Below are 13,280 nucleotides of genomic sequence, written 5' to 3'. Positions count from 1 at the left end.
AAAAGTCGACAAATCAGCTCGGACGCGGAAGGTTGGCGTGGGCGTCGGCGAGCGGCGGCGCCTCGAGCGCGCAGTGCCGGTGGTGATGCTCGGCCGGCAGGACATGGCGCTTCCCGGAACGGTCGCCGAGGGTGATCCAGGCGATCAGGGCGCCGGACGCCGCGAGCACCGCCGAGATCCACAGGGCCTTGCCGAATCCGTTGTGGAAGGCAACGGGATCGCGGTACGCATTGCCGGTGATGCCGGCCGCCACCGGGATCGCGGCGACGGCCATCAGCTGTGCCGACCGGGCGACCGCGTTGTTCACGCCGGAGGCGATACCCGCGTGGTGGTCCGCGACCGATGACATGACGGTCGCGGTCAGCGGTGCGACGGTCGCGACCAGACCGAGCCCGAGCAGTACGACGGCCGGCAGCACGGCACCGAAGTAGCTGGACTCGTCGTCGATCCGCAGCATCAGCAAGAACCCGCCCGCCATCAGCAACGGTCCGACCGTCATCGGGATGCGCGGGCCGATCCGGTCCGACAGACCGCCGGCGTATCCGGACAGGAAGAACATCAGCAGGGTCATCGGCAGCAACGACGCGCCGGCCCACAATGCGGAGTAGTGCAGTCCGGTCTGCAGGTAGACCACGACGAGGAACGTCGCCGTTCCGAGCGCGCCGTACACGACGACGGTGACCAGGTTCGCGCCGGTGAAGCGCCGGTTCGCGAAGATGCTCAGCGGCAGCATCGGATGCGAGCTGCGGCGTTCCACCTCGATGAACCCCGCGAAGGACAGGACACCGATCGCCAGACTGGCCAGGACGACCGGATCGCCGAAACCGTGGTCGCCGGCACTGATCAGGCCGTACGTGAGGGCGGCCAGGCCAAGGGTGGCCAGGATCGCGCCGTTGACGTCGAGCTTGCCGCCGGCGCTCTCGTCGCGGCTCTCGGGCACATGGCGGAGCGTGACCAGGACGGTGACGAGAGCGATCGGGACGTTGAGCAGGAAGATCAGCTGCCAGTAGCCGCTGTCGACCAGGGTGCCGCCGACGAACGGTCCGATCGCCGCCGCGACCGACGTCAGGCCGGACCAGGCGCCGACCGCCTTGCCGCGGTCGGAGTGCTGGAACGAGGTCTGCAGGATGGCCAGGCTGCCCGGTGTCAGCAGCGCACCGCCGATGCCTTGCAGGACCCGGCCGGCGATCATCACCTCGAGGGTCGGCGCGATCGCGCACACGACCGACGCGATGGCGAACCAGATCACCCCGACGACGTACGTCCGGCGTCGCCCCAGCCGGTCGCCGATCGAACCGCTGAGCAGCACCAGCGAGGCGAGCATCAACATGTAACCGTTGACGATCCACTGCAGGCCCGCGACGTCCGCGTTCAGGTCCTCGCCCATCGCCGGGAGCGCGACGTTGACGACCGTTCCGTCCAGGAACGCCATTCCCGACCCGAGCGCCGTCGCCGCCAGCACCCATCGGCCCCGGGCTGTACCCAGAGCGATCCGCTCATCCGTCATGTAGTCAGCGTGGCAGATCCAGTTGGAGGACGACGAGGGCCTTGCTTGCCGGGATGCCGGGCTGGATCCCGAGGATGGGTGGATCGCCGACGGCACACCGGGTCTCGGTCAGTAGCGGGCAGACCGCGTTGAGCAGCCCGCTGGTCACGGTGACGTCGGTCGGCAGGTTCCCACCGGCGGCAGAGGTCAACGGCCGGATGGCTGCACCGGCTCGCGTCGACGTCGACGGAGTGGCGAGGACGGCCGATCCGGACAGCGTGTACGTGAGCTTGATCCGGGTGGCCGAGACGGTCAGCGGCAGGTCACCCGGGGCTGTGACTGTGGTGTGCTGGATCGGCACCGCCTGGTCGTCGGCGACCACCTTCAGGTTGGTGACGCGCGGTGTTGTCCGGGCCATCATTCCGGGCAGGTGGTCGCCGGACGACGGCAGCTGCAGCGGCAGGATGTCGGTGGCCGCGGGCAACATCACGTTCTCGGTCATATCGAACGAGCCGTTTCGCTGCGGTACGGCGATCAGCTGGATACCGGGCACGGTCTCGCCCGGCCCGGGCGTGGTCGGCCTCGGCGCCGGAGTACTGCCCGACGGCCGCGAACTGTTCAGCCCCGGACTCGGCGCGACCGGGAGCGCACCGGCCCCCGAACAAGCGACGGTCGCGCTGTACCCCAGCATCAGCGCGACCGTCGCCAGGATTCGAACTCCCGTCCGTCCGGTCTCCTCCGCCCCCGATGTCCGCTCGGGGAGGAACCCGTGAAACAGCCGCGAGCCAGGTCCTGACACGAGTCACCGTCTCCCCATAACGGACCTGGCCATAATCGAGACCAGCGCGGCCCCTTCCGGACAGGTCGGACTTGCGCTTACGATACGCCCGAATTCGTGGGGCAGGGAAATGCTTACGCTATTTCTTGGCGAACGTCGGAGGGGGAAGGAAATGCAGGAACGGAGCGTGTCCGGGCAATTCCGGGCGGTATCCCTAGGTATTTCGAGAATTCGAGGTCCGGTAATTCGCAGGGTGTTGTCGCTGCTGCTCGCCGTAACGGTGGCGGCGGCGCCGGCAGTCCTGGCGGGGCCGGCGCAGGCTGCCGCGGGGGCCAACCTGTACTTCGTCCAGGGTCTGCCCGGACGCAGTCTGGACATCAGCGTCGACGGTCACCGGGTCGCCGCCGGAGTCGCGGGTGGGAAGCTGGTCGGGCCCTTCGGCGTTGCGTCCGGCAAGCGGATGATCACGGCGAAGCAAGGCGGCAAGGTGGTCGTCCAGCGTGAGGTCTCGGCCGGTTCCGGGGCCAGTCTGGACGTCGTCATCCACCAGCCGGTGTCGCCGACGGGCCAGCCGCTGATCACGACGTACGCGAACAAGCTGACCGCGGTGCCGGCGGACAAAGCCGGCTTGCGGGTCGCGCACGACGCGGCGGTCGGGCCGGCCGACATTCGGGTCAACGGAAAGGTGCTATTCCGTAACGTAGCGAACGGTGAATCACTCGACGTGGTCGTTCCGGCGGCTACCTACAAGGTGGATATCGTTCCTACCGGCGCAACGTCACCCGTTGTTCTCGGTCCGTTGGACCTGCCGGTGAAAGCTGGTTACCTGACCCGGGTGTTCGCGATCGGCGCACCGAGCCAGAAGACGATGACCGTTGCCCTGGGCACGATCAAGGTGCCGGCCACCGGGTCGGCGAAACCGGGTGTGGTGAATACCGGAACAGGTGGACAGGCAGCAGGGCTCGACCAGGCGCAGAGCCCTGCCGGGCAGTCCGGACTGTGGGTCGTGGTGTTCCTCGCCGCACTGGGTGTCGCGGTAGTCACTGCCCGGAAGGTGGTCCGCCGCTGAAGAGCGGACTGGTCGGTACGGCGCTGTGCTGTCTTGCCCTGGCGGGTTGTGCCGCCGGGGCAGACGGCGCGGTGTCGACGCCCACGCCGACCCCGACGTTCGGCTTTACGTTCGCGGGCACACCGTCCGCTGTGCCAACTCCGACGGAGCCGCTGTCCGCACCGCCGGGACGGATCGGCACGCCCGCTCCGAGTCAGCGCGTGCGCTTCGTCCCGCAACAGGTCGTGCTGCCGGGCGGCAAGGACGCACCGGTACTGCCGGCAACTACCGTCGGCGGGCAGCTCCAGGTGCCGTCAAAACCGCAATGGGTCGGCTGGTGGGACGGCGGCGCCGAGGCCGGTGACCCGTTCGGCTCGGTCGTGCTCGCCGGTCATGTCGACTCGAAGAATCAGGGTCTCGGCTTCTTCGCCCGTCTCCTCGGCGTACGTCGGGGCGAGACCGTCGTGCTCAACGGCTCCGGCCACACGGCGGCGTACCGGGTCGTGTCGATCGAGTCGGTCCGCAAGGACGCCCTCGCGACCAAGAGCGGCGCCTTCGACCAGACCGTCGACCATCGCCTCGTCCTCATCACCTGCACCGGCGCCTACGACGCCTCCCAAGGCGGCTACGAGGACAACCTGGTAGTCACCGCGACACCGATCGGCCTGGCCAAGTAGACCGGTAGGCTCCCCGGTCATGGCCAGGTATTTCGACATCCATCCCGAGAACCCTCAGCGGCGGTCGATCGGGCAGGTGGTGGACCTGCTCCGCGAGGACGGGCTGATCGCGTACCCGACCGACTCCTGCTACGCGCTCGGCTGCCAGCTGGGGAACCGGGACGGGATCGAGCGGATCCGGACGATCCGGCAGCTGGACGACCGGCACCACTTCACGCTGGTCTGTGAGAACTTCGCCCAGCTCGGGCAGTTCGTGCACATCAGCAACGCCGTCTTCCGCTCGATCAAGGCGGCCACGCCGGGCAGCTACACGTTCATCCTCCCGGCCACCAAGGAGGTCCCGCGCCGGCTGCTGCACCCGAAGAAGAAGACCGTCGGCGTGCGCATCCCCGACCACGTGGTCACCCAGGCCCTGGTCGCGGAGCTCGGTGAACCGCTCGTCTCCAGCACCCTGCTCCTCCCCGGCCATGAGGAGCCGATGACCCAGGGCTGGGAGATCAAGGAAGAGCTCGACAACCAGATCGACGCCGTCATCGAGGGCGAGGCCGGCACCGAGCCGACCACCGTCGTCGACTTCTCCGAGGACGTCCCGGAACTGGTCCGCGTCGGCGCTGGAGACCCGGCCCCGTTCGAGTGAGGCCTCGCAGTTCTGCTGACACACTGTCCGACGTGACCTACACCCTGGACCTGAACCCCGACGAGCTGCTGACGACCACCCGGACCGTCCGCAAGCGCCTCGACCTCGAGCGACCCGTGCCGATGGAGCTGGTCCGGGAGTGCATCGAGATCGCCCTGCAGGCGCCGTCAGGGAGCAACCGGCAGACGTGGCACTGGTTGGTGATCACCGACGCCGAGAAGCGTGCAGCCATCGGCGAGTACTACCGTCGCTCGGTCGAGGAGTACCTGGCCGGTCCCGGTGCGGCGGGCAAACTGCACGCCGACGACCCCGAGCGTGGCCCGGTCCAGCGCCGGGTCGGCGACAGCGTGGCCTACCTGGGCGAGCGGATGGGCCAGGTCCCGGTCCTGGTGATCCCCTGTCTGAAGGTCCGTTCGCTGCCGGCGGGAAACCAGGCCGGTCTCTGGGGCTCGATCCTGCCGTCCGCCTGGAGCTACATGCTGGCCGCCCGCGCCCGTGCTCTCGGTACGGCGTGGACCACGCTGCACCTGAGCTTCGAGCAGGAGGTGTCCGAGCTGCTCGGTCTTCCGGAAGACATCCGGCAGACGGTGCTGATCCCGACGGCGTACACGATCGGGACCGACTTCAAGCCGGCCGCGCGCCAGCCGCTCGACGAAGTTCTCCACGTCGACGGCTGGTGATCACGAGGCGGCCATCTCCTCGATGGTCAGCCCGCTCAGCACCGAACGGGGCTCGGTCACCGTCAGGTCCAGCCCCGGATCGGCGTCCGCGTCCTTCACCTTCACCAGCAGCCAATCGGCGCCGGTCCGGGTGAAGGCCCAGGCGCCGTTGAGCTTCACGCCGTGCAATTGCACCTTCAAATGCCCGCGCTCGATCGCCTCGGCCGGATCGACGAGCTGGTGCCGGTCGTCGCGGGTCAGATTCGTGTAGACGCCGGCGTCCCAGACGATCACGGCACCGCTGCCGTACTGCGCGTCGCGGTGCACGCCCTCGTACGACGCGTACTCGAGATCGTGGTCCGTGGTGAACACCGCGAGCCGCTTGACGATCGGGTCGAGCGACGGACCGCGCGGCACCGCCCAGGACTTCAGCACCCCGTCCACTTCGAGCCGTACGTCGTAGTGCAGCCGCCTCGCATCGTGCAGCTGAACGACGAAAATCGGCTTCGGCATCAGGCTCCTGAGGATTTTGAATTACAACTAACGGTCGGTCGTGATGCAGTTGTAGGCTTGCGTCTGGTTGGGAAACCAGCCCCCACAACCTTCCCATCACATCCGCCCCTGTCCAGAAGCAGGTGCCATGCCCGTAGCCCCCTCACCGGCGCGGCCGATCGCCGTCCAGATCCTGATCGCCGGACGCTGGATCGCAGGCCAGGAGCTCGGTCGACGGACCGGGACGACCGGGGCCGACGAGGTTCTCGTCAGCCACCACGGTCATCTCGTCTGGGTCGACCAGCGTTCTGTCCGCGAGTCCTGAAAGCTGAAAGCCCTTACGGTTAAGGGGTTTCAGCAAAGAGCTTTCGCAACCAGGTTGCCGATCTCGACCGCGGACGCCGAACCGGTCGGGTCGAACAGCGTCCTGGTCAGTGCGAACGCAACGCCTGAGCGCGTGTCAGCCCAGGCGATACTGCCGCCCATGCCCGGCCACCCGAACGTCGCCGGGCTCTCCTCCGCCGTGGATCCCAGCCGGCCGATCGAGTAGCCGAGCGCCATCGTCGCGGCATTGCCGAGCAACTCGTCCGGCGCGACCAGAGCCGGGCCGGTGATCACAGGCACCGCCTCGGGGCGGACCAGCCGTACGCCGTTCACCTCGCCGATCAGCCCGGCGTACAACGTGGCGATGCCGCGGGCGGTCAGGATCGCGCTCGACGGGTCCTCGATCGCCAGCTGCTCGGGCCGGTTCAGCCCGGCGGCGCGCGGCTGCATCGACGGCGGCACAACCTTGCTGAACATCCCGGCAAGCATCGCGAACGTCTCGTCGGCCCCCTCGGGCTCGACCAGTGGCATCAGCCGGTCCCGCTGGTCCGACGGGAGCGCGAAGAACACATCGTTCTCGATGCCGAGCGGGGTAATCAGCTCCCGCAGTACGTCGGAGATCGACCGGCCGGTCGCGCGCCGGACGATCTCACCGACCAGGAGGCCGAACGTCTCCGCGTGGTACGTCATCTTCGTGCCGGGTTCCCACCACGGCTCTGCGGCAGCCAGGTAGGCGGGGATCGTGGGGAACGACTCGTGGGTCGCGTCCGGCGGCAGCGCAGGCAGGCCGACCGAGTGCGTCAGCACGTGCCGCAGCGTCGCCTTGTCCTTCCCGTGCGCACCGAACTCGGGCCAGATGTCGACGATCGGCTGGTCGTAGTCGAGCACCACGCGATCCACCAGCACGTTCGCGACCGTTGCGGACGCTCCCTTCCCGGTCGAGGCCGCGTAGTACAACGTCTCCGAGGTCACGCCCTCGCCGGCGACAGCGTCTACCAGCAGCTCACCGTGCCGGTACACGGCCACCTGCAGCCCGAGTTCCGTCTCGACCAGTTCGTCGATCCGCCTCTGCACTACCTCCTGAAGTTCCATACAGGTACGTCGGAGCGGGTCCGGAGCCTTTGACACCATCTATGCATAATCCAACGCGAACCTGACCGTGCGCTCCACCTCCGCGTCCGTCCCGACCGGGCAGACCAGGAATTCCGTCGTACCGGCGTCCTCGTAGCGCTGGAGTTCCTTGGCCACCGTCTCCTCGTCGCCCAGTACTGCGGTCTCCTCAGGTCCGGCCTTGCCGCCGCGATCGAGGACTGCGCGGTACGACGGCATGTCGCCGGCCGCGCCGTAGTGGGACCCGATCCAGTTCCGTGTCGCGTCCGGATCGTCGGTCACCGCGACGCAGACGCCCGCGATCACCTGGGGCTGCGGCCGCCCGGCGGCGGTCGCCGCTGCGTCGATCGTCGGGCGGATGAAGCTCTCGATGACCTCAGGACCGGCCCAGCTGGTCGTCGTACCGGCAGTGAGTTCGCCGGCGGTCTTGAGCATCCGCGGGCCGAGCGCGGCCAGGATGAGTTCGGGCGCCTCGGCGCCGGCGATCGCGAGCCGGCCGCGGGCGGTCAGCCGCTCGCCCGAGTAGTCGGTCGGCTGACCGGCGAGCAGTGGTCCGAGCGCTTCGACGTACTCGCGGACGTATGCGGCGGGGCGGTCCATCGAGAGACCGAGCATCCCTTCCACCATGTGCGGGTGGCTCGCGCCGACGCCGAGTGTCAGCCGGTTGCCGGCCAGCGCCTGCACGCTGAGCGCCTGCGCCGCGAGAGCGAGCGGGTGGCGCGGATACACCGGAACGACGCCCACGGCGTACCCGATGGTCGAGGTGTACGGCGCGACGCCGGCGATCAGCGTCAGCGCGTCCCAGCCGAGTCGCTGGCTGAACCAGACCCGGTCGATGCCGTTGTCCTCGGCGGCCTTCGCGGCGGCGCCGATCTCGTCGATGGTCTTGCCCTCTTCGTCGATCCACAGTCCGATCCTCATGTCCACCAGTCAACGAGGCTCGAGGCCGCCGACCCAGACGCAGTTACGCTGTACAGCGATAAGGAGTCGTGATCGCTGATGGAGCTGCGTCAGTTGCGGTACTTCGTCACCGTCGCCGAGGAACTGCACTTCGGGCGGGCCGCCGAGCGACTGAATATCGTGCAGCCCGCGGTCAGCCAGCAGGTCGCCCGCCTCGAACGCGAACTCGGCCTGCGACTTCTGGACCGATCGTCGCGGCACGTGCGGCTGACCGGCGACGGCGAACGGATGCTGCGCGAGGCCCGCGCTGTCCTGTCCGCCGCGGACCGAGCCGCGGAGGTCGCCGCGGAGCTCGCCTCCGGGCGTTCCGGCGTACTCCGCATCGGCACCGCGCCAGGGTTGCGGGACCGGCTGGAACGCGGTCTGGCTGCCCTCCGGGTCCGCACGCCCGACCTCGAGATCAAGCTCAGCGTCGGCTCGACGGCGGAGTACCTGGCTGCGCTGCGTTCGGGGGAGTTGGACATCGCCTTCGTCCGCGGCGACGTCGCGGCCGCCGATCTGCAGGTCATCGAGCTCTGGCGCGATCCGTTGTCCGTTCTGGTCCCGACGGCGTACCGGTCGGACGACGGCGTGAAGCTGATCGACCTCGCGGGGCTCCCGCTCCGGGTGCCTGCCGAGGACACCTGGCTGCGCGACCACCTGGTGGCCGCATGCCGTGAGGCCGGCTTCGAGCCGTTGATCGGTCGGCCGATCGAGGACTTCGAATCGGCGGTCGTTGAGATGTCGACGGGGTTGCCGGCCTGGACCGTCGTCTACGGGACAGCCTGTGAATCTGCCGAGGGTGCGCTGTGGATGGGCCGGCTGAATCCGGCGGGCACCGCGCCCGGCAACCTGGTAGCTCGGGCCGGGCGGAATGAGTGTGCTCGCGTCCTCGCCGAGGCGTTCGGCGATGAGCCCCCCGGCGGGCCCTGACAGCTCCGCCGAGGGGTGTTGATTACTCAACAAACACGGGATCGTACGGCGGAAAGCCTGTTCCGAGGAGGCCTCGTCTCATAATTAGCCACGCTCTTTCGGCGAACGGTTGCTGGCTCCCGGTGAGCGGTTGCTGACGCTGCGGGGATATTGTTGGTAGTTGCAACCAAAATATCGGGCTGGTGTGAGGACAAGTCAGCCGTTTCCGCCCCGGGACAGTGCACGGCACTGCCTCGGTCGTCGCGATCCCGCCGTACGAACGGAAACTGATGTCTGCCACCACCCAGACCTCGCCGGCCACACCCTCGGCCGGCACACCGCACCGCTATCGCTCCCGGTACGCCGAGGGAGAGCCGGACCCCACGCCGGCAGCGCCACCCCCACCACCTCCGGCTCCGCCGACGGCCGCCGCTGAACTCTCGCACCGGGAGATCCTCGAGATCCTCGCCGGGCTGCTCGCCGCACTCTTCACCGCGGTGCTGAGCTCGACGATCGTCAGCAACGCGCTGCCGACGATCATCGCGGACCTCGAGGGCTCGCAGACGCAGTACACGTGGGTCGTCACCGCCAGCCTGCTCGCGATGACCGTGTCGACGCCGGTGTGGGGCAAGCTGTCGGACCTGATCAGCAAGAAGCTGCTCGTGCAGCTCGCGATCGTCATGTTCGTCACCGGCTCGGTGCTGGCCGGCGCCTCGCAGAACGTGCCGTTCCTGATCGGCGCGCGCGTCCTGCAGGGGCTCGCGATGGGCGGGCTGATGGCGCTCGCGCAGGCGATCATCGGCGCGGCGATCCCGCCGCGGAACCGCGGCCGGTACTCGGGCTACATGGGTGCCGTGATGGCGCTCGCGACCGTGTCCGGGCCGCTCGTCGGTGGCGTCATCGTGGACACCTCGTGGCTGGGATGGCGCTGGTGTTTCTACGTGTGCGTGCCCCTCGCCGTACTGTCGCTGATCGTCCTGCAGCGGTTCCTGCACCTGCCGGTGGTGAAGCGCAAGGTCAAGATGGACTACTTGGGTGCGCTGCTGATCGCGGGCGCCGCCAGCCTGCCGCTGATCTGGGTATCGTTCGCGGGCGAGCACTTCCCTTGGTGGTCGTGGGAGACCGGCGCATACCTCGGCGGTACGGCGGTGCTCGCGCTGCTGGCCGTGGTCGTCGAGGTGCATGCGCGTGAGCCGCTCGTACCGGTTCGGGTGGTGCGGGAGCGGACGACCGCCTTGGCGATCCTCGCGAGCCTCTCGGTGGGGATCGCGATGTTCGGCAGCGCGGTGTTCCTCGGGCAGTACTTCCAGGTGGCGCGCGGGTACAGCGCGACCGAGGCCGGGTTGCTGACGATCCCGATGATGTTCGGGTCGTTCCTCGGGTCGGTCGGGTCGGGGCAGCTGATCACGCGGTTCGGCAAGTGGAAGCGGTACCTGGTGCTCGGCGGGTTGTTCCTGACCGCGGGGCTCGGCGTACTCGGGACGATCGACCACACGTCGCCGTACTGGTACATCGGGCTCGGGATGCTCTCGATGGGCATCGGGATGGGCATGATGATGCAGAACCTGGTGCTCGCCGTACAGAACACTGTCGACGTCAGCGAGGTCGGTGCGGCGAGCGCGTCGGTCACGTTCTTCCGCAGCCTCGGCGGTGCGGTCGGGGTGTCGGTCCTCGGCGCTGTGCTGGCGACGCGGGTGACGGATCTGATCAGTGAGCACCTTCGCCAGCTCGGTCCGGCGGCGGCCGCCGCGGCGCAGGGTGGGTCGGGGAGCGTGCTGGACGTGAACTCGCTGCCGGCGCCGGTCGCGGAGATCGTGCGGCAGGCGTACGGCGACGCGACCGGGCGGATCTTCGTCATCGCGGCTGGTGCTGCGGTGGTGAGTCTGCTGGCGGTGCTGTTCATCCGCGAGGTGCCGCTGCGGAAGACTGTCGCGATGGGCGCGGACGGTACTGCGTCGGACCCGACCTCGGACCTGTCGGACGCGACGTCGGCTTCGGGCCTGTCTGGCGCGACGTCGGCTTCGGGCACGGCTGGCGCGAGCGCGGCTTCGGGCATGGGCGGCGCGGCCGCGGCTTCGGATGACCCCGCCGAACGTGCGGCGGTGGTGGCGCTCGACGTCATCACGTCGGCGGAGCGGACGGCGCGTGAGCGTGAGCGCGAAGCCAACGAGCGGGTGCAGGCGGCCGCGACCGTGATCCGGCAGATGCGTACCGACGTGAAGGACCTGTTCACCCGCGTCGACCAGCAGATCGCGGACCTCGAGGACACGCTCCCCGGCGCCGCGATCCCGCAACCCGCCGCCGCGATCCTCGACTCCCAGCGCCCCCAGGGCGAGCTGGTCGACGAGCTCCGCCGCTACGAACTGAGCGTCCTGAGCGCCAGCCAGCGCACCGCCGACCACCTCCGAGCCACCGCCCGCGCCGAAGCCGACCAACTCCTCTCCGAAGCCAAGTCCGAGGAACAAGAAATCCGCGCCCGCATAACTGAACTCCAACTAGTCGAAGAACGCCTCCTAGCCACCGTCCGCGACACCCTCTCCACCACCCCACCCCCACCATCCACGCCAAGTACGCCGGGCACCGCGTCCGCTGCGGCGGCCGACCCGGCCACTCAGCCTGCGCCAACGGACTCGCCGTCAAACACGCCGCCTCCGTTCCCGTCGGACGGCTCGGCGCCGTATCTTCCGCACGCCACCGGCAACGGCTACCCCGACCCCACCGCCAGCCCGGACCGCCAGCCGTTCGGCTGAGCCTCAGTCCAGGCGGCTCGGCGTTGTACCTTCCGCGCTCGGCTGGCAACGGCTACCCCGACTCGACCGCCGGCCGGACCGCGGGCCGGTCGTGTGGGGTGGTCGGGTGGGGGTGTCGGTGGGGGGTGGCATGCTTCGGGTACGGCGGTGGTTAGGAGGGGTGTGGGGTTGTGGGACGTGGAGCAGGTGCTTGGGCTGGCGCCTGATGCTGCGTCCGCGAAGGCTGGGCAGGGGCTGGCTCGGGTAGAGAAGTGGACGGAGGCCGGGTCGTCCGACCGGGCGGTGTGGGGGTTGTGCCAGGGGAGTGGCAAGCAGCCGTACCAGACTGCGGTCGACCTGAGCGGACCGGCGTACAAGTGCTCGTGCCCGAGCCGGAAGTTCCCCTGCAAACACGCACTAGGACTGCTGCTGCTCCACGCGGCGGGTGAGGTGCGGTCGGCTGATGAGGTCGACTGGGTGAAGACCTGGGTGGACCAGCGTGCCGCCCGCGCCGACCAGCCGGAGCGGAAGCCCGGCGAGGTCGCCGACCCGATAGCGGCACAGCAGCGCGCCGCACGTCGTGCGGATCGGGTCTCGAGCGGCATGGCCGAGCTGAAAGGCTGGCTGGACGATCAGGTCCGCGTCGGCCTCGGCGGGTTCGACCAGCGTGCGTACACCGAGCTCAGCCGCCTCGCCGCCCACATGGTCGACGCCCAAGCGCCAGGCGTCGCAGGAGCTGTACGCCGTGCAGCCGGCGTCGTCGGACGCGGTCACGGATGGCCGGGCGAGCTACTCGAGGAGCTCTCCCTCGTTCACCTGATCGTCTCCGCCCACGACCGTCTCGCCGACCTCCCGCCCTCGCTGGCCGACACCGTGCTGAGCAGGATCGGCTGGTCGACCGAGACCGCCCGCGTCCTCGCGGAAGGCGAGAAGGTCCAGGACGACTGGCTCGTGCTCGGTCGCGTCATCGAGCCCGACGACCGCCTCACCGTCCGCCGCGTCTGGTTGCGCGGGGCAACAACCGGCCGCCTCGGCCTGATCCTCACGTTCGCCGCAGCCGGCCGCCCACTGGACCCACTCCCCGCCCGGCCCGGCGAGTACGTCCCCGGCACGCTCTCGTTCTACCCGGGCGCCCTCCCAATGCGCGCCCTCCTCACCCAGACCGACTCCCGCCAACCCGCACCCCGCCCGACCGGTCTCACAGCCCACCAAGCGCTGGCGTCGTACGTCGAATCGCTCGCCGCCGACCCGTGGAACGAACGCTGGCCGTTGGTCCTCCAGGACGTAAGACCGGCCGCGCATGGTGACGGGTGGGCCTTGGTCGACGCGGACGGTGATGGGCTAGAGCTCCTGCCAGCATGGGACGCATGGAAACTGCTGGCGGTGTCCGCCGGTGACCCGATCACGGTCGCGGGCGAGTGGAACCGCGCCGGACTCCGACCGATGACGTGCTGGCGCGACGACCGGCCGGTGATCCTGTGAGCGCAGA

Annotated in this window: 13 protein-coding genes; 8 read left to right on the top strand and 5 right to left on the bottom strand. The window is 69.1% G+C overall.

Annotation, left to right across the window (positions count from 1 at the left end):
* Nucleotides 1-13: 13 nt before the first annotated feature.
* Entirely contained in the window at nucleotides 14-1,507 is a 1,494-nt protein-coding gene (locus tag AB0J62_RS35150) for an MFS transporter (protein WP_363880808.1), read from the bottom strand.
* A 4-nt stretch (nucleotides 1,508-1,511) separates the two neighbouring features.
* Nucleotides 1,512-2,177: a hypothetical protein gene (locus tag AB0J62_RS35145; RefSeq protein ID WP_363880805.1), complete on the bottom strand. Its 666-nt coding sequence runs from the start codon at nucleotides 2,175-2,177 to the stop codon at nucleotides 1,512-1,514.
* A gap of 340 nt (nucleotides 2,178-2,517) precedes the next feature.
* Here AB0J62_RS35145 and AB0J62_RS35140 point away from each other — a divergent pair, with 340 nt between their 5' ends.
* The 4 genes from AB0J62_RS35140 (at nucleotide 2,518) to AB0J62_RS35125 (ending at nucleotide 5,306) form a co-directional block, all read left to right on the top strand.
* On the top strand, nucleotides 2,518-3,333 hold the full coding sequence (locus tag AB0J62_RS35140) for a DUF4397 domain-containing protein (protein ID WP_363880802.1): 816 nt from the start codon (nucleotides 2,518-2,520) through the stop codon (nucleotides 3,331-3,333).
* 131 nt (nucleotides 3,334-3,464) lie between these two features.
* Nucleotides 3,465-3,989, top strand: a complete 525-nt coding sequence (locus tag AB0J62_RS35135; protein ID WP_363880799.1) for a class F sortase — start codon at nucleotides 3,465-3,467, stop codon at nucleotides 3,987-3,989.
* Between the two features lie 19 nt (nucleotides 3,990-4,008).
* A complete protein-coding gene (locus AB0J62_RS35130) occupies nucleotides 4,009-4,626 on the top strand; it encodes an L-threonylcarbamoyladenylate synthase (RefSeq protein WP_363880796.1) in 618 nt (205 codons plus the stop codon).
* A gap of 32 nt (nucleotides 4,627-4,658) precedes the next feature.
* A complete protein-coding gene (locus AB0J62_RS35125; RefSeq protein WP_363880793.1) occupies nucleotides 4,659-5,306 on the top strand; it encodes a nitroreductase family protein in 648 nt (215 codons plus the stop codon).
* Here AB0J62_RS35125 and AB0J62_RS35120 read toward each other — a convergent pair whose 3' ends face one another.
* Nucleotides 5,307-5,798, bottom strand: coding sequence for a DNA polymerase ligase N-terminal domain-containing protein (locus AB0J62_RS35120; protein ID WP_134105855.1), 492 nt, complete (start codon nucleotides 5,796-5,798; stop codon nucleotides 5,307-5,309).
* A 127-nt stretch (nucleotides 5,799-5,925) separates the two neighbouring features.
* Between AB0J62_RS35120 and AB0J62_RS35115 the strand changes: the two genes are divergently transcribed.
* Nucleotides 5,926-6,102, top strand: coding sequence for a hypothetical protein (locus AB0J62_RS35115; protein ID WP_363880789.1), 177 nt, complete (start codon nucleotides 5,926-5,928; stop codon nucleotides 6,100-6,102).
* 29 nt (nucleotides 6,103-6,131) lie between these two features.
* Here the strand turns inward: AB0J62_RS35115 and AB0J62_RS35110 are convergent, their stop codons facing one another.
* Nucleotides 6,132-7,193, bottom strand: coding sequence for a serine hydrolase domain-containing protein (locus AB0J62_RS35110; RefSeq protein WP_363880786.1), 1,062 nt, complete (start codon nucleotides 7,191-7,193; stop codon nucleotides 6,132-6,134).
* 39 nt (nucleotides 7,194-7,232) lie between these two features.
* Nucleotides 7,233-8,132, bottom strand: a complete 900-nt coding sequence (locus AB0J62_RS35105) for a TIGR03564 family F420-dependent LLM class oxidoreductase (protein WP_363880783.1) — start codon at nucleotides 8,130-8,132, stop codon at nucleotides 7,233-7,235.
* A 78-nt stretch (nucleotides 8,133-8,210) separates the two neighbouring features.
* Here AB0J62_RS35105 and AB0J62_RS35100 point away from each other — a divergent pair, with 78 nt between their 5' ends.
* From AB0J62_RS35100 to AB0J62_RS35090, 3 genes are all read left to right on the top strand, one after another.
* Nucleotides 8,211-9,083, top strand: coding sequence for a LysR substrate-binding domain-containing protein (locus AB0J62_RS35100; protein ID WP_363880780.1), 873 nt, complete (start codon nucleotides 8,211-8,213; stop codon nucleotides 9,081-9,083).
* A gap of 269 nt (nucleotides 9,084-9,352) precedes the next feature.
* On the top strand, nucleotides 9,353-11,812 hold the full coding sequence (locus AB0J62_RS35095; RefSeq protein WP_363880777.1) for an MDR family MFS transporter: 2,460 nt from the start codon (nucleotides 9,353-9,355) through the stop codon (nucleotides 11,810-11,812).
* Nucleotides 11,813-11,989: 177 nt separating this feature from the next.
* Nucleotides 11,990-13,273: an SWIM zinc finger family protein gene (locus tag AB0J62_RS35090; protein WP_363880774.1), complete on the top strand. Its 1,284-nt coding sequence runs from the start codon at nucleotides 11,990-11,992 to the stop codon at nucleotides 13,271-13,273.
* Nucleotides 13,274-13,280: the final 7 nt, after the last annotated feature.

It is taken from the genome of Kribbella sp. NPDC049584 (assembly GCF_040675555.1).
Taxonomy (GTDB): Bacteria; Actinomycetota; Actinomycetes; order Propionibacteriales; family Kribbellaceae; genus Kribbella.
This window is presented reverse-complemented; position numbering and strand designations above follow the sequence as displayed.

What these genes read in the sequence shown, in the direction of transcription:
- AB0J62_RS35145 (WP_363880805.1), bottom strand. Translation starts at nt 2,177, where the DNA reads ATGCTGGGGTACAGCGCGACCGTCGCTTGTTCGGGGGCCGGTGCGCTC.
- AB0J62_RS35110 (WP_363880786.1), bottom strand. Translation starts at nt 7,193, where the DNA reads ATGGAACTTCAGGAGGTAGTGCAGAGGCGGATCGACGAACTGGTCGAG.
- AB0J62_RS35100 (WP_363880780.1), top strand. Translation starts at nt 8,211, where the DNA reads ATGGAGCTGCGTCAGTTGCGGTACTTCGTCACCGTCGCCGAGGAACTG.
- AB0J62_RS35115 (WP_363880789.1), top strand. Translation starts at nt 5,926, where the DNA reads ATGCCCGTAGCCCCCTCACCGGCGCGGCCGATCGCCGTCCAGATCCTG.
- AB0J62_RS35150 (WP_363880808.1), bottom strand. Translation starts at nt 1,507, where the DNA reads ATGACGGATGAGCGGATCGCTCTGGGTACAGCCCGGGGCCGATGGGTG.
- AB0J62_RS35105 (WP_363880783.1), bottom strand. Translation starts at nt 8,132, where the DNA reads ATGAGGATCGGACTGTGGATCGACGAAGAGGGCAAGACCATCGACGAG.
- AB0J62_RS35095 (WP_363880777.1), top strand. Translation starts at nt 9,353, where the DNA reads ATGTCTGCCACCACCCAGACCTCGCCGGCCACACCCTCGGCCGGCACA.
- AB0J62_RS35120 (WP_134105855.1), bottom strand. Translation starts at nt 5,798, where the DNA reads ATGCCGAAGCCGATTTTCGTCGTTCAGCTGCACGATGCGAGGCGGCTG.
- AB0J62_RS35130 (WP_363880796.1), top strand. Translation starts at nt 4,009, where the DNA reads ATGGCCAGGTATTTCGACATCCATCCCGAGAACCCTCAGCGGCGGTCG.